General features: G+C 70.6%; 18 protein-coding genes. 7 read left to right on the top strand and 11 right to left on the bottom strand.

Going from position 1 to position 17,494, the window contains the following annotated elements; translation table 11 throughout:
* Positions 1-56 precede the first annotated feature (56 nt).
* The 5 genes from RBR11_RS05185 to RBR11_RS05165 are packed head-to-tail and all read left to right on the top strand — an operon-like array spanning position 57 to position 3,809.
* On the top strand, positions 57-2,141 hold the full coding sequence (locus tag RBR11_RS05185; RefSeq protein WP_308488234.1) for a hypothetical protein: 2,085 nt from the start codon (positions 57-59) through the stop codon (positions 2,139-2,141).
* A 14-nt stretch (positions 2,142-2,155) separates the two neighbouring features.
* Positions 2,156-2,413, top strand: a complete 258-nt coding sequence (locus RBR11_RS05180; protein WP_308488233.1) for a hypothetical protein — start codon at positions 2,156-2,158, stop codon at positions 2,411-2,413.
* Positions 2,413-3,339, top strand: coding sequence for a hypothetical protein (locus tag RBR11_RS05175; protein WP_308488232.1), 927 nt, complete (start codon positions 2,413-2,415; stop codon positions 3,337-3,339). The genes RBR11_RS05180 and RBR11_RS05175 overlap by 1 nt, the downstream gene beginning before the upstream one ends.
* On the top strand, positions 3,336-3,488 hold the full coding sequence (locus tag RBR11_RS05170) for a hypothetical protein (RefSeq protein ID WP_308488231.1): 153 nt from the start codon (positions 3,336-3,338) through the stop codon (positions 3,486-3,488). The genes RBR11_RS05175 and RBR11_RS05170 overlap by 4 nt, the downstream gene beginning before the upstream one ends.
* 9 nt (positions 3,489-3,497) lie before the next feature.
* The gene (locus tag RBR11_RS05165) at positions 3,498-3,809 is read left to right on the top strand and encodes a hypothetical protein (protein ID WP_308488230.1); all 312 of its coding nucleotides are present in this window, start codon (positions 3,498-3,500) and stop codon (positions 3,807-3,809) included.
* A 199-nt stretch (positions 3,810-4,008) separates the two neighbouring features.
* On the opposite strand, the gene RBR11_RS05160 is transcribed toward RBR11_RS05165, so the two are convergent.
* The 5 genes from RBR11_RS05160 to dusB form a co-directional block, all read right to left on the bottom strand.
* Positions 4,009-4,806 (bottom strand): tyrosine-type recombinase/integrase, encoded by a 798-nt coding sequence (locus tag RBR11_RS05160; RefSeq protein ID WP_308488229.1) that lies wholly within the window; start codon positions 4,804-4,806, stop codon positions 4,009-4,011.
* A gap of 285 nt (positions 4,807-5,091) precedes the next feature.
* Positions 5,092-5,862: an ATP-binding cassette domain-containing protein gene (locus tag RBR11_RS05155; protein WP_308488228.1), complete on the bottom strand. Its 771-nt coding sequence runs from the start codon at positions 5,860-5,862 to the stop codon at positions 5,092-5,094.
* A 36-nt stretch (positions 5,863-5,898) separates the two neighbouring features.
* Positions 5,899-7,773 (bottom strand): DNA primase, encoded by a 1,875-nt coding sequence (gene dnaG / locus RBR11_RS05150; RefSeq protein ID WP_308488227.1) that lies wholly within the window; start codon positions 7,771-7,773, stop codon positions 5,899-5,901.
* Positions 7,773-9,137 (bottom strand): deoxyguanosinetriphosphate triphosphohydrolase, encoded by a 1,365-nt coding sequence (locus tag RBR11_RS05145; protein WP_308488306.1) that lies wholly within the window; start codon positions 9,135-9,137, stop codon positions 7,773-7,775. Before RBR11_RS05145 ends, dnaG begins: the two co-directional genes overlap by 1 nt.
* Before the next feature lie 37 nt (positions 9,138-9,174).
* Entirely contained in the window at positions 9,175-10,329 is a 1,155-nt protein-coding gene (dusB, locus tag RBR11_RS05140; RefSeq protein WP_308488226.1) for a tRNA dihydrouridine synthase DusB, read from the bottom strand.
* 57 nt (positions 10,330-10,386) lie between these two features.
* Here dusB and RBR11_RS05135 point away from each other — a divergent pair, with 57 nt between their 5' ends.
* Positions 10,387-10,878: a glutathione peroxidase gene (locus tag RBR11_RS05135; RefSeq protein WP_308488225.1), complete on the top strand. Its 492-nt coding sequence runs from the start codon at positions 10,387-10,389 to the stop codon at positions 10,876-10,878.
* Between the two features lie 112 nt (positions 10,879-10,990).
* On the opposite strand, the gene RBR11_RS05130 is transcribed toward RBR11_RS05135, so the two are convergent.
* From RBR11_RS05130 to RBR11_RS05120, 3 genes are all read right to left on the bottom strand, one after another.
* Positions 10,991-11,668: a DsbA family oxidoreductase gene (locus RBR11_RS05130; protein ID WP_308488224.1), complete on the bottom strand. Its 678-nt coding sequence runs from the start codon at positions 11,666-11,668 to the stop codon at positions 10,991-10,993.
* A 124-nt stretch (positions 11,669-11,792) separates the two neighbouring features.
* Positions 11,793-12,710, bottom strand: coding sequence for a tetratricopeptide repeat protein (locus RBR11_RS05125; protein ID WP_308488305.1), 918 nt, complete (start codon positions 12,708-12,710; stop codon positions 11,793-11,795).
* Between the two features lie 5 nt (positions 12,711-12,715).
* Complete coding sequence (locus tag RBR11_RS05120) at positions 12,716-14,581, bottom strand: DUF8094 domain-containing protein (RefSeq protein WP_308488223.1); 1,866 nt, start codon at positions 14,579-14,581, stop codon at positions 12,716-12,718.
* Positions 14,582-14,747: 166 nt separating this feature from the next.
* On the opposite strand from RBR11_RS05120, the gene RBR11_RS05115 reads away from it, so the two are divergent.
* Complete coding sequence (locus RBR11_RS05115; protein WP_308488222.1) at positions 14,748-15,809, top strand: AI-2E family transporter; 1,062 nt, start codon at positions 14,748-14,750, stop codon at positions 15,807-15,809.
* Between the two features lie 90 nt (positions 15,810-15,899).
* Here the strand turns inward: RBR11_RS05115 and RBR11_RS05110 are convergent, their stop codons facing one another.
* The 3 genes from RBR11_RS05110 to RBR11_RS05100 are packed head-to-tail and all read right to left on the bottom strand — an operon-like array spanning position 15,900 to position 17,413.
* Positions 15,900-16,613 carry an alpha/beta hydrolase gene (locus RBR11_RS05110; RefSeq protein ID WP_308488221.1) on the bottom strand — a complete coding sequence of 238 codons (714 nt, stop codon included), beginning with the start codon at positions 16,611-16,613 and terminating at the stop codon, positions 15,900-15,902.
* Between the two features lies 1 nt (position 16,614).
* Positions 16,615-16,899: a hypothetical protein gene (locus RBR11_RS05105; protein ID WP_308488220.1), complete on the bottom strand. Its 285-nt coding sequence runs from the start codon at positions 16,897-16,899 to the stop codon at positions 16,615-16,617.
* A gap of 13 nt (positions 16,900-16,912) precedes the next feature.
* The gene (locus RBR11_RS05100) at positions 16,913-17,413 is read right to left on the bottom strand and encodes an aggregation-promoting factor C-terminal-like domain-containing protein (RefSeq protein ID WP_308488219.1); all 501 of its coding nucleotides are present in this window, start codon (positions 17,411-17,413) and stop codon (positions 16,913-16,915) included.
* Positions 17,414-17,494 lie beyond the last annotated feature (81 nt).

Genomic DNA, 17,494 nt, shown 5'->3' with positions numbered 1-17,494 from the left:
GGGGCGGGCATGGTCGCACTTAACGGGCTCGTCCCTGGAGGGTCAGCATGCGCAGGTTGGGTAGTGCTCTCGCGGTGGTCGCGTTCGTGACCGCGGCCGCGGTGGCAATTCCGAGCGGGGCGCACGCGACGATCGGCACGGATCCGGGTGATTATGCGCAGACGCTCCCGGCGTCGGTGCTGAACGGGTCGGGGCTGAGCCCGGAGCAGATCACGAAGGAAGTCTCGAACACGCGCAGCGGGGTTCTCGCGCCGGGGAGTTATAACGTCGCGCCGACGCGGATCGCGACCGGAGCGGCGAACGGGCTCTTCGGTGGCCTGTCGCTGCTGGTGCAGTACGGCGCCGGGCAGGGCACCGAGCAGGTTGTGGACTACAGTCACGACTCCCCGAAACCGTCGTACATCTCCCAGTCGGACTGGGACAACTGCGCCCGGGTCGGTGGTCCGTTCGATGAGTTCTTCACGGGCGTGCACGATTGGCTGTCGTCGCTCGCACCGATCGGCGGATCCGGGGTGGACTGCAACGCGATCCGGGCGAGCTGGAAGCAGGCGAAGAACCCGAGCTATCAGCCGCAGAACGTGACCATTCCGGCCGGGATCGCGCAGTTTCCGCTGACGTTCGCGGGGATCACGTTCGGCGTGCCGCAGTGGTCGGACACGACGGTTCCGGCGAGCGGGACCACGCCGCCGTTGAACGTCGCCCGGAAAGAGGGGTGGGTGATCCCGGTATCGGGCACCCTCGCCACCGGGACCGGTTCGATCCTGCTCGAGATGCGGCTCGTGTCCACGTCGGGGCCGTACGGCACGACCACGGATGGTAACTACATCAGCGTGTCCGTGCCGCTGGACGTGGACCGGGCCAGCGTGAAGGTCGATTACAAGTCCGCGCGGCCCGGGTGCGTCAACTGCGTCATCCTCGACAAGCTCGCCTCCTCCGACAGTGTGGCCGGGTTCACGATGCCGTCGGGCACGAAGTACCAGTGGCGCGCCCGGCTCGACTGGAACGCGTACGTCTACCACGTCCGCCCGAACTCCTCGGGGTCGTGGACGACGCTTAACCCCATGCCGTACAACTCCCCCGACCTCGGCGCGCCGACCTACTCGCCCGGCGTCAAGCCGGTGCAGCTGATGACGACGGTCTTCGCCGAGTCGGGCCACACGTTCTCCTGCCGCACCTCCACGTTCCTGGAGACGGACGCTCTGGTCCCGCAGCCGTGCGCGCCGACCCTGCCGCCGTCCGAGATCGAGACGAAACGGATCGTGGAGGTCGTCCCGGCCGACGAGCCCGGATACATCCCCGGATCGAACCCGACCCGCACACAAGTCACCTCCGAGGTTCCGCAGGTCATCCGCGACTGGCAGCGCACCTATCAGCCGGGCAACGGCACGCTGCTGAAACTCGACCTGATCAAGCAGGGCGTGGGGTCGTGCCTGGTCAACCCGCTGTCGTGCGCGGGCTGGTACTCGGACCCGAACAAGAGCACCCTCTACCAATGCACCTATGGGGGGCAGGTGCTCGACCTGTCCGAGTGCTATTACTACTCGCGGCTGTTCGAACCGAACGCGATCGCGACCGGCACGGCATACCCGCAGCCGGGCGCCTCGAACCCGGCATCGGCGCCGACGGCGACGACCTCCCCGCAGATGACGCTGGAACCGGGCACCCAACCGGGGAACCCGGAAGCGAACCGGAATTGCTGGGCGGGCGCGATCTCCTGGAATCCGGTGGACTGGGTGTTCGTGCCGATCAAGTGCGCCCTGGAATGGGCGTTCGTGCCGCGGGCCTCGCAGGTCGAGAACGTCAAGGGCAACATCAGCCGCGCCTGGGAGGCGTCGAGCATGGGGCAACTGCTCGCGTCGGTCGGATCGATGGGCGCGATCTTCAGCACCTCGTCCGGGTGCTCGGGGCTCCCGTTCGGGTTCGACGCGTTCGGGGTGTCCTTCCACGGGCGGCTCTTCGAGGCGTGCTCCGAGCCGTGGGCCGGTGTCGCCGCCGTCGTCCGCGGCATCCTGACCGGTGTGATCGCCCTGGGCGGGTTCCTCGCGGTGATCCGGTACGGGGCGGGCGTGTTCGGGTTCGTCGGCCTCGGCCTCGGCTTGGGTGACCACGATCAGAGCCCGGCGGGGGTGAGGTTCAAGTGATCACCGAATGGTTCATGAGCCTCGCACAGAACCTGGCGACCTGGTTTATCGGTCTTCTCCCGAACACCGATAGCGCGCACGGGCTGATCGTGACCGCGCAAAACGCGTTCGGCCCGATCCTGGCCGGTGCCGCGTCTATCGGCGCGTGGATGCCGTGGGACACCCTCGCGATCGTGTTCCCCATCGTGATGCTCTTCTACATCGGCGCGTTCGTCGTGAAGGTGTTCCGCGCCCTGTTCTCGCATGTCCCCCTGTTCGGAGGTAACGGCTAATGGTCGAATTCCAGGCGACCGCGCTCGCAGAGCTCGGCATCGATCTCGACGGAGCGGGCGGGGACGGCGGGCCGGGGGGCGCCGGGGGGCCGCAGGTCCCGGCGCCCCCCGGCCCGCCGCCGCGCCCACTCAAGGCGAAGGCGAAGAAGAAGGTCCACCGGCGACGGCAATCCTCGATCCGCGCGTACATCGGCCCGAACGGATCCGGCAAGACCGCGCTGATGGTGATGGACGTGCTCCCGGTCCTGGACGGGCAGTACTGGCGGTGCTCGAACCCGGCTCACCTGCACACTCAGCGCGGGGAAACCGAGGGCTGGCGGCGGGTCCTGTCCACGGTGCAGCTGTACGACGAGCGGACCGGGCTCCCTCACCCGTTGTGCGACCGGCTCACCGAGTGGACGCAGGTCCTTGAGGCGGAGCACTGCGACATCCTTTTCGACGAGGTGACCGGCATCGCCGGATCCCGCGAGTCGATGGGCATGCCCGTGGTCGTGCAGAACAAGCTGAACCAGCTTCGCCGCGCCGACACACCGATGTCGTGGTCCGCGCCGTCCTGGTCCCGCGCCGACAGCATCATCCGATCCTGCACCCAACTCGTGACCGACTGCCGCGGGTGGCTCCCCGATCGCAAACTGCTGCGCGGCGACGCTCCCCCGGCCTGGCTCCCCAAGCGGCTCTTCAAGGCTCGCTCGTTCGCCGCCGTCGACTTCGACGAGTGGACCGCCGCGAAGGCATCCCAGGACAAGGGCGCCGTCCGCCCCCTGCGCCCGTCCGTGGTCCAGTGGTGGTGGGGACCCCGCTCCCGCGTCTTCGCCTCGTACGACACCTACGACGCCGTTTCGCGCGTCGGTGACGTCCTCGACGGCGGACGCTGCGCGCACTGCGGCGGCCGTCGGTCCGTCCCCGTCTGCCGGTGCGACAAGTGAACGACATCCCGGGCCTGATCCTCCGATGGATCGTGCACGCCGCGATCTTCCGCGGCATGTGGGCGCTGCCCCTCCCCTGGGTCGCCGTCGTCGCCGCGGGAGCACTGCTCGGCTGGTGGATGTTGCGGCGGCGTCGCGCTGACCGGTAGCTTTCGGGCATGGATCCGACGCCGATACCTGTTCAGCCCTTCCCGGTCGAGCCGCTGTCGCCGGATCCGGGGGCGGTTGGCGGGATCGCGGCGGGGCTGCTCGGCTTCGGGATCCTCGCGCTGCTGCTGTACCTCGGCGCGACGTTCCTCGTGATCTGGGGCGTGTACTGGCTCATCCGCCTCGCGGTCCGGCACGCGCTGATGGATGCGGCCCGCTGGCAGTCCACCGGCACGGTCAAGAAGCCGAAGGGGTACAAGGCTCCTCCGCGTGACTCGTTCCCGGTGTTCCGCGATCGTGGTCGAGGTCCACGGGACTGGTGACACGAAGAACGCCCCGGGTTCTCTGGGGCGTTCTTCGTGAGTGCGGTGACTGCAGGCGCAGAGTCTCGAGCCGCACGATGGTGACGGCGGGGGCATGGCGGAAACCGGTAGTGCTGGGGGCTCCCGCGGCTAGCGAACCTATGCACAAAAAGTCGTGAGAGATCTCTCGCAACTTTTTGCGCTGGGCATCCCGTCGTCCTCAGCGGAGTAGCGAGGCATCGGCAACCGCGCGCCGCTGTTCGTCGTCGGTGTGCACGTAGATCTGCGTCGTGCGGATCGAGGCGTGTCCGAGCATGTCTTGGATGGTGCGCAGGTCGCGGGTCTTTCGCCACGCGGCTGTTGCTCCGGCGTGGCGGAGGGCGTGCGGGTTGTAGCCGGTGAGTCGGGTGATGATCTTGTTGACGCTGATCGGGTGGAAGTAGGCGCGGCCTCGAGAGCCTGGGAAGTAGTAGCCGGGGCCTTGCAGGGGTTCGAGCACGTCGAGCGCCGCGGCTACTTCGTCGTTGATCGACACACTGCGCTCCTTCCCGCCCTTGCCGCGGATGGTGAGCATGCGGCCTGTCCGGCTGCTGGTGTGCAGGGATGCGATCTCCGAGAGGCGGAGCCATCCGCCTCTCCCGAGCAGGATCATGGCCCGGTAGTGCGGGTTCTCTGTGCCGAGGGCGGCGAGGATCGCGGCGTCGTCTGCGATGCGTGGTACTCGGGCGGGTATCCGGATGGGGCGTATGCCGATGGTCGGGTCGTCGGCGCGGTGGCCCTTGCGGTGCGCCCATTCGAAGAACACTCGCCATGAGGCGCGCATGCTCTTTCGGGTTTCTGGCGCCTGGTGGCGGCGCTGAGCGAGGATCGCGATCAGGTCGTCTTCGGTGACGGTGCGGAGGTCGTGGGTGATCGCCAGCTTCTCGATTTCGCGGAGTCGGAGGGCGATGGTGCCGTCTCGGCGGTCGGAACCGAGTAGGTACACGCGGTACTCGGCGAGAAGTGCGGTGTTGCTCATTCCGGTATTTTGCAGGAGATTGCCAGGTGTTGCACGCGTGTTATGCGGCGTACAGATACCGGAGCGTGCTATTGCGCATACCGGCAGGTTCTTGGTTCGAGTCCAAGCCGGGGAGCGATCCCCCGAAGGCCCCGTCATCACGACGGGGCCTTCGTCGTTCGCCGGGTGCCGAAGCGGCGGGCAGCACCCGGAAGACGGCGCCCGGCGCTGCGGCAGGCAGCACCCGATCGGCGGAGACGGCCGTGACGCACGCAACACGACCAGCCCGCACCAGGGCGCCACCCGTCAACGCCCCGACTGGGCGCCCGGGGTCCACAGCAGATCGGAGCCGGCACCCCGGGCGACGACGGCGCCGGCGCGGATCATCAGGGTCTCGGCACCCAGCTCGCGGGCGAAGGCGGCGTCGTTGCTCACCAGCAGCGCCGCCATACCGCGCTCCTTACGGCGCCGGGTGATCGCGTCGAACACGACCGGGCGCACCTCCACGTCGAGGTTCGCGAGCGGCTCGTCCGCGATGAGCACGTTCGGGTCGAGCACGAACGACCGCGCGATCGCGACGCGCTGCCGCATCCCCGCGCTGAGCTCGTACGGGAACGACGTGGCGAGACCGAGCGGCAGGTGCAGCTCGTCGAGCAGCGTCGCCACCCGGATCGCCAGCGCCTTGACGTTCACGCGCCGCTCGCGCTGCAGGATCGGCTCGGCGATGATCTCCTGCACGGTCAGCTGCGGCGTGAGCAGCGCCCCGGCGTTCTGCGGCAGGTAGCCGGTCCGGTAGGTGAGCTCGCGCAGCCGGCGGCCGGGGTGGCGCACCGGGATGCCGCATACGCGGGCGGCGCCGCCGGCCACCCGGATGGACGGATCCGCGGCTCCGGCGAGGGCGCCGACGAGCGTCGACTTGCCGGACCCTGTCGCGCCCGCGATGCACATGAGTTCGCCGGCCGGAAGCGTGAAGGTCACGCCGTCGATCGCCCGCACCGGCCCGGAGTGTCCGATCCGGTCGATCACGATGTCCTCGCAGACGATCGCGTCCGACTCCTCAACCGCTGCACGTGCCATGCGTTCCATCCTGCCCTGCGCGAGCGCGGTCGGGCATCAGGACTCGATGAACTGCTGCCGTTCCGCATCGATGTCGCGCAGCCGGATCCGCAGGGCGCGGCCTCCGTCGGAGTCGGGCGGAACCCGCTGGATCGCACCCAGCAGCTCACTCTTCTCCCGGCTCAGCGCCCGGCCGATGAGCCGTCGGCAGAGATCGGTCGCGGAGGCCATCGCGCTCTGCTCGTCCCGCGCCGGGAAGGCCGCCATGAGCAGCTCGCCGGCCAGCGAGCGATACGGCTCCCTGACCGCGTCCACGGCCTGCAGAGCCCAGCCCGGGCGCTGCCGGTCGGCGATCTGCGCGATGGACTCGCGGACGGCGTCCAGCGCCGGGACGGCGAACGGCACGCTTACGGCGCGCTGCAGCAGGTCGGGCTCCAGCTGGTGCCCGTACTGCAGGGCGCCCATCAGCGCGTCGCGCTCGAGCGGGGCGTCGCCCGAGCGGGGCAGCGTCGCCAGGGTGACGGCCGGAAGGGCAGGCGTCTCGGCAGGCGCGCCCGGGCCGGCTGCGGGGGCCGCCGTGCGTTCGCGCGGCTCGGACTCGCCGTGCCGACGGCGGCCTTCGTGGCGGCGCACCTCGGCGTGTACGTCGGTCGGGTCCATGCCCAGGCGACGGGCGAGGATCCGCTCGTACTCCGGGCGCAGCAGGGCGTCCCGGATCTCCGCGACGATCGGCGCCGCGGCGCGCAGGGCGCCGACCCGCCCCTCGGCCGTGCCGAGGTCGAACGAGGAGATCTTGCGGTCGATGACGAACTCGAACATCGGCACCTTGGTCGACATCAGCCCGCGGACCGCCTGATCGCCGCGCTGCAGGCGCAGGTCGCACGGATCCAGCCCGTCCGGAGCCACGGCGACGAACGTCTGGGCGTTGAACCGGTCGTCCTCGGTGAACGCGCGCAGAGCCGCCTTCTGCCCCGCCTCGTCGCCGTCGAACGTGAAGACGACCTCGCCGGCGGCGGAGTCGTCGCCCATCACCCGGCGCAGCAGCTTGATGTGCTCGGCGCCGAACGCCGTGCCGCAGGTGGCGATCGCGGTGGTGACGCCGGCGAGGTGGCAGGCCATGACGTCGGTGTAGCCCTCGACGACGACCACGCGCTTCGGGTCCCCCCGGGAGATGTCGCGCTTGGCGAGGTCGAGGCCGTAGAGGACCTGGGCCTTCTTGTAGATCGGCGTCTCCGGCGTGTTCAGGTACTTCGGGCCCTGATCGTCGTCGTAGAGCTTGCGCGCGCCGAAGCCGATCGTCTGCCCGGTGACGTCGCGGATCGGCCAGACCACGCGCCCCCGGAACCGGTCGTAGACGCCGCGCTGCCCGGTCGACACGAGCCCGGCGGCGGTCAGCTCGTCGCGGGTGAAGCCCTGCGCGGTCAGCGCCTTGAGCATGCCGTCCCAGCCGCGGGGCGCGTAGCCGACGCCGAAGTGCGCGGCGGCGCCGGCGTCGAAGCCGCGCTGGCCGAGGAACGCCCGCGCCGACTCTGCCTCGGGGCTCAGCAACCGGCCCCGGAAGAACTCGGCCGCGGCCGTGTTGGCCGCATACAGGCGGCTGCGTCCGCTCGTCTCCGGGGCGGGCCCGCCGTCCTCGTAGTGCAGCGTATAGCCGACCCGGGCCGCGAGCCGCTCCACGGCCTCGGTGAAGCTGACGTGGTCCATCTCGCGCAGGAAGGAGTACACGTCGCCCGAGGCCCCGCAGCCGAAGCAGTGGTAGTAGCCGACCTGCGGCCGCACGTGGAAGCTCGGGCTCTTCTCGTCGTGGAACGGGCACAGCCCCTTCATCGAGCCGACCCCGGCGGACTTCAGGGAGACCCGCTCCCCCACGATGTCCGCGATGTTCGTGCGCGACTTGACCTCGTCGACGTCCGCCTGGCTGATCCGGGGCATCAGCGCGCCTCGGCGCCGACGGAGGACGGGGCGTGCGTGCGAGCGCCGGGCCTGGCGTGCCGCGGCGACCAGATCCCGACCTCGGCGGGGTCGATGTCGCCGACGAGCCGGTTGTGCCAGTCGACGGCGGTCTGGTCGGTGAGACTCGCGACCTGGTCCACGACGACCCTGGCCCGCTCGGCGTCGTTCGCGGCGTCGTGGAAGTCCGCGGCGAACGCGGGCTCGAGCACGTCCGCGCCCGCGGTCCACAGCGCGTCCGTCGACCAGAGCGCGTCGGCGAGCCGCTTGAGCACCCGGCGCTGCTCCTTGTAGACGCCGCGGCGGGCGTCGATCGTGACGATCGCCTGGCCCATGATGCCCTTCAGCACCGCGATCTCCGCCTCGATGACCCGGGGCACGACGACGTGCGCGCTGTACCGGGCCAGGCTGGCCCCCGGGTAGGCGTCACGGGTGGCCGAGACGGCGGCGCGGGCGAACCGGCCGATCATGTCGCTGGTGAGGTTCTTCAGCCGGGCGAGATCCCGCCGGGAGCGGTCGAAGGAGCTCAGCCACATCGGCTGCCGGGTGAGCCGGTACAGCGCGTCCGCGAGGTCTTCCCGGGTGAAGTCGTATCCGACCCACTGCTGGATCCGTCCGACGAGCGCGTGGTGCTCGGCGGGATCCGCGAGCCGGGCGACGTCGAGGTAGCCGTTCACGACCGCGTCCTCGAAGTCGTGCACGGAGTACGCGATGTCGTCGGAGAGGTCCATGATCTCCGCCTCGATGCAGCGCAGCCGTCCCGGGGCGCCCTCGCGCATCCACCGGAACACGTCCTCGTCGTCCGGGTACACACCGAACTTGAGCCGGCCGCCCGGGTCGGGCAGCGGGTGGTCCGCGGTCCACGGGTACTTGCAGGTCGCGTCGAGGCTCGCGCGGGTGAGGTTGAGGCCCACCGAGCGGTCGCCGTCGTCGAGCACCTTCGCCTCGAGCCGGGTCAGGATCCGCAGCGACTGAGCGTTGCCCTCGAAGCCGCCGATGTGCTCGGCCCACTCGTTCAGCGCCCGCTCGCCGTTGTGCCCGAACGGCGGGTGGCCGAGGTCGTGGCTGAGGCAGGCGGTGTCCACGACGTCGGCCGACACGCCGAGCGCCACGGCGAGCTCACGGCCGACCTGCGCGACCTCGAGCGAGTGCGTGAGACGGTTGCGCGCGAAGTCGGCGGTGCTCGCCGGGCTCAGCACCTGGGTCTTCGCGGCGAGGCGGCGGAGAGCTGCGGAGTGCAGCACGCGGGCGCGGTCGCGGGCGAAGTCGTCGCGTTCGGAGCGGTGCGTCTCGGAGAAGAACCGGGCGGCATCGTGCGCGCCGTATCCGTCCGCGAAGGCGCGCACGGCAGCCGACGGGCCGACCTCGGAATCCGCCGACGGGTCAGCCGCCACTGTTCTCGACCTCCGCGCCGCGCATCATGTCCGTCGTGGACGCTTCGACATCGCGGGAGTCCAGCCAGCCGTCCGGCAGCGCCGTGCGCTTCGGCGTGCCTGCACGGCCGCGCTGGCCCTCGGCCGGGGCCCCCGGGTAGGGCGCGTCGCCCAGCGTGCCGAGCAGGTCGTCGATCTCCTGCAGGGTCGAGACGCGGGCGAGCGCGGCGCGCGTCTCCCCGCCGACCGGGTAGCCCTTGAAGTACCACGCGACGTGCTTGCGGACGTCCTTGCAGCCGCGGTCCTCGTCCTCGAAGAACTCGGCGAGCAGCTCGGCGTGCCGGCGGAACGCGGCCGACACGAAGCCGAGGGTGGCGTCCACCGTCACGGCGCTCTCGTCGCCGAAGGCCCCCGCGAGCTCGCCGAACAGCCACGGGCGGCCCAGGCAGCCGCGGCCGACCACGACGCCGTCGCAGCCCGTCTCCGTCATCATCCGCGCCGCGTCGTCCGCCGACCAGATGTCTCCGTTGCCGAGCACCGGGATGGATGTGACGGCCTGCTTGAGCTCGCCGATCGCGGACCAGTCCGCGTGGCCGGAGTAGTACTCCGAGGCGGTGCGCGCGTGCAGCGCGACCGCGGCCGCACCCGCGTCCTCCGCGGCGCGGCCGGCGTCGAGGAAGGTCAGGTGGTCCTTGTTGATGCCCTTGCGCATCTTGACCGTGAGCGGCACGTCGCCCGCGGCCTTCACGGCGCGGTCGACGATGTCGGCGAACAGGCCGATCTTCCAGGGCAGCGCCGCTCCCCCGCCCTTGCGGGTGACCTTCGGCACCGGGCAGCCGAAGTTCAGGTCGATGTGGTCGGCGCGGTCCTCGGCGACGATGATGCGCACCGCCTCGGCGATGGTCGCCGGGTCCACCCCGTAGAGCTGGATCGAGCGCGGTGTCTCGCTCTCGTGGTGCTGGATGAGGCGCATCGTGATCGCGTTGCGCTCGACCAGGGCGCGCGAGGTGATCATCTCGCTGACGTACAGGCCGGCGCCGTACTCGCGGCACAGGCGGCGGAACGCGGTGTTCGTGATGCCCGCCATCGGGGCGAGCACGACGGGGACGTCGATGCGGAGCGGCCCGATCTGCAGCGGGCGGGCGGGAGCGGTGGCGAGAGTCATCCTGTCCATTCTCCCAGATCCGGAGCCGGTTCCGCCCGCCCTGCCTAGGCTGTGAATATGTCTGAGACCCCACTCCGCCAGATCCCGTTCGCCGACGCCGAGGGCACGACCCGCACGCTCGACGACTACGGCGACGGCCCCGTGCTCGTCGTCAACGTCGCCTCGAAGTGCGGACTCACGCCGCAGTACGAGCAGCTCGAGGAGCTGCAGCGGAGGTTCGGCGAACGCGGGCTCACGGTCGTCGGGTTCCCCTGCAACCAGTTCTTCGGCCAGGAACCCGGATCCATGGAGCAGATCCTCGAGTTCTGCTCGACGACCTACGGCATCTCGTTCCCGATCAACGACAAGATCAAGGTCAACGGGCAAGGCGCCGCCGACCTGTACAAGGTGCTCACGCGGACGGTCGACGGGCGCGGCAAGGCCGGCCGCGTGGAATGGAACTTCGAGAAGTTCCTCGTCGCGCCGGACGGATCCGTGCAGCGCTTCCGCTCCCGTCAGGTGCCCGACGATCCGCAGATCGTCTCCGCGATCGAGGACGCGCTCGCCTGACGCTGCACACTGCTCCCCGCGAAACCGAACCTACGGCGCGAGACCGGCGAAACTGCGCACGGTCTCGCGCCGCAAGTTCGGTCTCGCGGTCAGGACGCCGCAGGCACGCGCGTCAGGCCTCGACGACCTCGGCGGCGCGCTGCGCCCAGAGCTCGCGGAGCACGTTCGCGAACGCCTCGGGCGGCTGGGCGCCGCTCACGCCGTACTGGCCGTCGATCACGAAGAACGGCACGCCCTGGATCCCGTACGCCTGCGCCTGCGCCTGGTCCTGGCGGACGTCGCCGAGGTGGCGGCCGCTGGTCAGCGCCTCGTGCGCGTCGGCGCGGTCGAGCCCGATCTCGGCGGCGAGGTCGGCGAGATCGTCGATCCGGCCGACGTGGCGCCCCTCGATGAAGTACGCGGACATGAGCCGCTCCTCCATGTCGTGCTGGCGGCCCTGGCTCTTCGCGTGATGCAGCAGCTCGTGCGCCTTGACGGTGTTCGTGTGCTGCAGCAGGTCGAACCGGTACTCGAGACCCGCACCCCGTGCGACGTCCGTCACACGCTCGAGCATCTGCTCTACCTGTGCGCGCGGCATGCCCTTGTGGCCCATCAGGAAGTCGGCCTCGTCGCCGTCGAAGTCGACCGGCGTGTCGGGCGAGAGCTCGAAGGAGTGGAACGTGATCCTCACCTGCGGAGCGTCGTCATCCTCCGCGGTGGCAGCCAGGCCCGCCTCGAGATTGCGCTTGCCGATGTAGCACCACGGGCAGGCGATGTCGGACCAGATGTCGATCGAGATGGGTTCGCTCACATCTCCAGTCAACCGCATGGATCCGGACGCTATTCCGCTCGTCGCCGATTCGCGGACGCGGCGGGAACGGCGAGACCCCGCGTCCTGCACGCAGAACGCGGGGTCCCGTGGGATCCGTGCCGCCTCAGAACAGCAGTGCGGCCAGGCGCTTGCGGGCCGTCACGACGCGCGGATCGGCGTCTCCGACGAGCCCGAAAAGCTCGACCAGCCGCTCGCGCACCCGGCCCTTGGCGTCGGCGTCCACGGCCGAGAACAGGTCGAGCAGGCGCTCGAACGCGTCGGCCACGTGTCCTCCGGCGACGTCGAGGTCGGCGACCGCGAACTGCGCGTCGACGTCGGTCGGCGCGGCGGCGGCCGCGGCGCGGGCCGCGTTCAGGTCGAGGTCCTGCGTGCGGTGCAGGAGCCGCACCTGGCCGAGGCCCGCCCGGGCGTCCTCGTCCCGCGGGTTCTCCGCCAGGGCCTTCTCGTAGGCGCTGATTGCGGCGGCGTAGTCGCCGGCCTCGATCGCGTCGAACGCGGCCTGGTGCAGCGGAGGGAGGGGTTTCTCCACCGGCTCGGCCGGCTCCTCGGCCCCGTCGACCGGGATGGTCCCGGTCACGCCGTTCTGCGCGGCCACCTCGAGCAGCTGCGCGAACACCTCGCGGACCTGCTCCTCGGGCACGGCGCCCGTGAACATCGGCACGGGCTGGCCGGCGATGAGCGCCACGACCATCGGGATCGACTGCGCACGGAAGCCCTGGGAGAGCTGCGGGTTGGCGTCCACATCGACCTTCGCGAGCACCACGCGCCCGGCGAGCTCGGTGACGACCTTCTCCAGGATCGGGCTGAGCTGCTTGCACGGGCCGCACCACTCGGCCCACAGGTCGACGACGACGGGGACGCTGCGGGACAGCTCGAGCACCTGCCCGAACGTCGCATCGGTGACGTCGACGATGAGCGGGGTCGCCCGTCCGTCCGGCGCGGGGGCGTCGGCGGCGGGCGCCGCAGGGCGGTTGCGCAGCGAGGACAGGTCGACGGCGCCCCGCAGGGCCGCGGCGGACATCTCGGTCACTTGATCTCCGTAACACTCAGCAGCTGCTGTGACGCGGCCAGCAGCGTGATCTTGGCGTTCGACCCCTGCGCCGGCACGGAGAAGAACAGCTGAACGCCGTACACCGACACGAAGCCCTTGGCCGAGGAGTCCACCCCGGTCAGTGCCTTCGCGGACGGGTTCTTGTCGAGCTTGATGACGGCGTCGGCGGATGTCGGCTTGATCGTCTGCGAGTCCTGCACCGTCACGGAGACGATGGCACCGCTGTCGATGCTGGACATCGCCACGGGAACCGCGGTCCCGGCGGACGCGGCGAACGAGAGCGACGACGTCGAGTCGGCGTTGGCGTCCTTCAGAGCCTTCTGCACGCTCGCCCGGCTGTCCTGGACAGCCTTGACGAAGTCGAGCGCGGTCTTGTCGAACAACTTGTACGAGCTGCTCTTGTCGCCGTTGTCGATGACATCGGCGAAGTCAGCCCCGAGCTTCTTCGGCTCGGCGACGAGGAACGGCGAGTCCGGCGGGGTGAGCTTCGCGCCGAGCCAGGCCGGGGCCATGTCCGGCAGCTTCGCGGACGCCTGCATCTCGGCGACGTAGCCGATCTTGTACTCCGACCACGGGTCCTTCTGGGTCATGGTCAGGATCAGGGGCGCGACCTTCTGATCGGCGCCATGATCCACCAGCATCAGGACCGTGCGCGGCCAGGAGTCGTACGCCTGCGGCACGAGGATCTTGATCTTGTCGGCCGGGATCGACGCCGGCAGGGCGAAGTCGCCGACGCTCCCGCGGACCGCGTAGGCGGTCTTGCGGGCGTCGAGTGCGGGGCCGTCCAGGCGGGTTCCGGCGAGGTTCGTGTCGAGCTTCTTGTCGGCGTCGGCGAGGGTCGCGGAGATGCTCCCGAGGATCCGCGCCGCCTGCGCGTCGGTGACGGCGGGCGCCTGCTGTCCCACCTCGGCGGCCTGCGTGGTCGTCGGCTTGGGAGTGGGCGACACCGCGGGATGCGGCCAGATGTCGGGCGTGCACCCGCTCAGCAGTGCGGCGGCCACGCCGACCGCGGGCACGAGGAGCAGGGCGCGACGTCGCCGCGGCGCGGACGCACGCCGCTCGGCCGCACGGCGCTCCGCCGCGGCGGGGTTCTGCCCGGATCCGTCCGGCGTCTCGACCGGCTCCGGAGCGGGCGAGGACGCCTCCTCCTCGACGGCGCGGCGGCCGACGACGTCGATCGGCTCTGTCACGGGCAGGGGCGGCGGCGCCTTGCGGCGCGGTCCGCGACCTCGGCGGGAGTGCCGGATCGCGAGGATGTACAGGACGATGCCGAGGAGCATGAACGCACCACCGGCGACCATCAGCGGACCCGCCCACGGGGTCGCCGTGTCGAGCGGCCAGGACACCGCGATGTCCTGAGGCGCGTCGGACTTGCCGTCCGAGGCCACCAGCACGCTCACCCCGTCCGGGATCTGCATGCGGTCGATCGCGGCGTTCTTGTCGGTGACGCTGTCCAGCCACAGGTCGGAGCCGGCCGGGTTGCGGTCCGGCGTCTTCGCGGCGTCGCCGCTCGTGGTCTTCGGCTGGACGACCTTCGCCTGCGGCGTCTTGTCCTTCGCGAGCGAGATCCGGTTGTAGCTGCTGTCGGAGAGCCAGGCCTCGAGGTCGGCGGTGCGGGCCTGGGCGATCACGATCTGGCCGTCGCCGTGCGCGACCAGGGTCTGCTCGCCGGGATGCACGCGGAGCACGGCGCCGTCGATCATCGTGTAGTGCTGCGGCGCCTTCACGCTCAGCGCGGCGGTGACGTCCTTCGGGCCGAGGAAGATGGTTCGCTGCGCGATGCCTGTCCCGATCAGGACGGCCGCCAGCACGAAGGCCAGGACGGCCCATACGAATCGCACGAAATGTCTCCTCCGCGATCCACGGGCCGACGCCCGGGATCTCCGCTCGACGTTTCAGACTAGCGAAGGTCGCTGAAAGTCCGCCACGAGGGCACACGGTGCCAACCCGGCGACAGCGGCGGTGCACAGCTGCCCCGCCGCCTCGTCCGGCTACGCTGATTCCGTCATGAAGCTGCACAACCCGTTCCGCACCGCCCTCGTGGCGACGCTCGGCGTGGGACTGGGGATCCTGCTCATCCAGGCCGTGCAGTCGCTGTCCACGATCCTGCTGTACGTCGGGACCGCACTGTTCCTCAGCCTCGGCCTCGACCCGATGGTGAGCTGGCTCACCCGGCGGCGCCTGCCCCGCTGGGCGGCGGTCCTCGTGACGATCCTCGTGGTGCTCGGCGTGTTCGCCGGGATCGTGCTGATGGTGATCCCGACGCTGGTCAGCCAGATCTCCCAGCTGATCCAGCAGGTCACCACGATCATCAACAGCGGCAAGGCCATCGAGGACTTCAAGCACTGGATCACCCAGCTGTTCCCCAACATCGAGATCGACAAGGTGTTCGGCTACGTCAGCGACTGGCTGAACAAGAACCTCGGCGACATCAGCAGCTCGATCGGGCAGGGCGTGCTCGTCATCGGCGGGGCGCTGTTCGCGGGGATCGCGGGCGCCTTCATCGTGCTGATCCTGACGATCTACTTCACGGCCGCGATCCCGTCCTTCAAGGGCGCCGTCTACCAGATGGTCCCCGCGTCCCGCCGGGACCGGTTCATCGACCTCGCCGAGCAGATCACCGCCTCCGTGGGCTATTACGTGATGGGGCAGGTCTCCCTGGGCGTCATCAACGGGGTGCTGAGCCTCATCCTGCTGTCGATCATCCGGGCGCCGTTCCCGATCGTGCTCGCCGTCATCGCGTTCTTCTTCTCGCTGATCCCCCTGGTCGGCACGCTGACCGGCTCGACGATCATCGTGCTGCTCTGCCTCGTCCCCGGGCTCGGGTCCCCGCTGACCGCGCTGATCGCCGGGATCTACTACCTCGTCTACATGCAGGTCGAGGCGTACATCATCTCCCCGCGCGTGATGAATCGCGCGGTGTCGGTGCCCGGCGGCGTGGTCGTCATCGCGGCCCTCGCCGGCGGAGCGCTGCTGGGGCTGCTGGGCGCGCTGATCGCGATCCCGGTCGCCGCGAGCGTGCTGATCATCTACCGGCAGGTGCTGATCCCGCGCATGAACGAGCGTTGACACGAGCCGGAGCAATGCCGCGAAGCGGCGTTGATGCGGCTTCGCGGCAAGGTTGAGCGAGCGCAGCGAGACGAAACCCGCGGTCCTTCCTCAGGCCGGGGGCCACTCCCGCGGCAGTGGAAGGGCGGCCGGGTTCACGGCGGCGACGATCTCGTCCATCACGCGGCGGGTCTGGCTCTCCCCCACCCACAGGTGCCTGCCCCCGTCGACGGCGATGACCTGCGCGTCAGGGATCGCGGCGAAGCGCTCCGCCGCCTCCGCGGGGCGCAGGTAGTCGTCGAGCTCCGGCACGAGCACGACCACCCGGCGGTGGTCCTGGGCCCACGCCGCGACCTCCTCGTCCGTCGCGCGGTGCAGCGGCGGCGAGAGCAGGATCACGCCCTCGATGTCGTGCTCGCGCCCGTACTTCAGCGCGAGCTCGGTGCCGAAGGACCAGCCGACGAGCCACGGGCGCGGCAGGCCGCGTTCGCGGACGAGGTCCATCGCCGCGGCGACGTCGTGCCGCTCCGCCGCGCCGCCGTCGAAGGATCCGTCGCTCCTGCCGCGGGGCGAGGCCGTGCCGCGGGTGTTGAAGCGGAGCACGGCGAGGTCGGCGAGGGCCGGAAGGCGGCACGCGGCCTTTCGCAGGATGTGCGAGTCCATGAAGCCGCCGTGCGTGGGCAGCGGATGCAGCGTGACGACGGTCGCGACAGGCGGGCGCGACTCGGGCAGGGCGAGCTCGCCGACCAGGCGCAGCCCGTCCTCGGTGCGCAGCTCGACGTCCTCGCGTCGTGCGGGCAGTTCACGGGGTCCGCGGATCTCCATGTCAGTTCCTCTTCCAGCAGCCGTTGTGCCAGTGCCGGCGCCCGGCGAGATCCGCGGCGTCACCGAGCACGCCGTCCGCGCGCCAGACGACCAGGTGCGCCGTGCCCGGCAGGACGAGGCCGGAGCAGCCCGGGCAGGTGTACTCCTTCTGCGCCTGGGCTGCCGTCAGCGGCTGCACGTACCACTCCACTCCGCCGCGCATCTCGGTGCGCTTCCACCCCGCGATCAGGCGGTCCAGGGAGTCCTCGCGGGGGCGCTCCGGACGTCGGCGGTGCGAGCGTGGCATGAGGGGGTGCGACTCACCACCAGTTGTGCGAGGCCCAGAACGCCTGCGCGCCGGCCCAGCTGCCATAGCGGCCGACGGCGTAGCCGGTGCCCCAGCGCAGGTTGTCGACGGGGTCGTAGCCGTTGCCGGGGACCTTGGAGCAGGGCAGCGCCTGGACCAGGCCGCACGCGCCGGAACTGCGGTTGGTCGCGTTCGGGTTCCAGCCGCTCTCGCGGCTGACGATGTAGTCGACGTAGCCCCAGTCACCGGGGGCGATGCCGGCCGCGGCCATCCACTGCGCCGGAGCGCCGCCGCCGGTGTAGAACAGCGGCCCGGAGGACCCGCCGGACGAGCTGTCGGACGACGCCACCACGGGCGGCGGGACCGGCTTCGGCTTGACGTAGACCTCGAACACGTCGCGCGCCTGGGCCTGCGGCGTGACGCCCTGCACCGAGACGGTGATGTTCTGCGCGTCGCGGGCGGCGAGCGAGTAGGCCGTGTTCGCCGGTGCGGCCGCGGCGACCGGACGCGTCATCGCGTAACCGGCCGGAGCCACGATCGCGACGGAGAATCCGACGACCGCGAGGCCCGCGAGGACCGCCGAAGCGGCGCGACG

Origin of the sequence: Microbacterium capsulatum (assembly GCF_030865425.1) — a bacterium.
In the GTDB taxonomy this organism is placed as follows: Bacteria; Actinomycetota; Actinomycetes; order Actinomycetales; family Microbacteriaceae; genus Microbacterium; species Microbacterium capsulatum.
This window is presented reverse-complemented; position numbering and strand designations above follow the sequence as displayed.

What these genes read in the sequence shown, in the direction of transcription:
- RBR11_RS05180 (WP_308488233.1), top strand. Translation starts at nt 2,156, where the DNA reads ATGAGCCTCGCACAGAACCTGGCGACCTGGTTTATCGGTCTTCTCCCG.
- RBR11_RS05175 (WP_308488232.1), top strand. Translation starts at nt 2,413, where the DNA reads ATGGTCGAATTCCAGGCGACCGCGCTCGCAGAGCTCGGCATCGATCTC.
- RBR11_RS05165 (WP_308488230.1), top strand. Translation starts at nt 3,498, where the DNA reads ATGGATCCGACGCCGATACCTGTTCAGCCCTTCCCGGTCGAGCCGCTG.
- RBR11_RS05160 (WP_308488229.1), bottom strand. Translation starts at nt 4,806, where the DNA reads ATGAGCAACACCGCACTTCTCGCCGAGTACCGCGTGTACCTACTCGGT.
- RBR11_RS05155 (WP_308488228.1), bottom strand. Translation starts at nt 5,862, where the DNA reads ATGGCACGTGCAGCGGTTGAGGAGTCGGACGCGATCGTCTGCGAGGAC.
- dnaG (WP_308488227.1), bottom strand. Translation starts at nt 7,773, where the DNA reads ATGCCCCGGATCAGCCAGGCGGACGTCGACGAGGTCAAGTCGCGCACG.
- dusB (WP_308488226.1), bottom strand. Translation starts at nt 10,329, where the DNA reads ATGACTCTCGCCACCGCTCCCGCCCGCCCGCTGCAGATCGGGCCGCTC.
- RBR11_RS05135 (WP_308488225.1), top strand. Translation starts at nt 10,387, where the DNA reads ATGTCTGAGACCCCACTCCGCCAGATCCCGTTCGCCGACGCCGAGGGC.
- RBR11_RS05125 (WP_308488305.1), bottom strand. Translation starts at nt 12,710, where the DNA reads ATGTCCGCCGCGGCCCTGCGGGGCGCCGTCGACCTGTCCTCGCTGCGC.
- RBR11_RS05115 (WP_308488222.1), top strand. Translation starts at nt 14,748, where the DNA reads ATGAAGCTGCACAACCCGTTCCGCACCGCCCTCGTGGCGACGCTCGGC.
- RBR11_RS05110 (WP_308488221.1), bottom strand. Translation starts at nt 16,613, where the DNA reads ATGGAGATCCGCGGACCCCGTGAACTGCCCGCACGACGCGAGGACGTC.
- RBR11_RS05105 (WP_308488220.1), bottom strand. Translation starts at nt 16,899, where the DNA reads ATGCCACGCTCGCACCGCCGACGTCCGGAGCGCCCCCGCGAGGACTCC.
- RBR11_RS05100 (WP_308488219.1), bottom strand. Translation starts at nt 17,413, where the DNA reads ATGACGCGTCCGGTCGCCGCGGCCGCACCGGCGAACACGGCCTACTCG.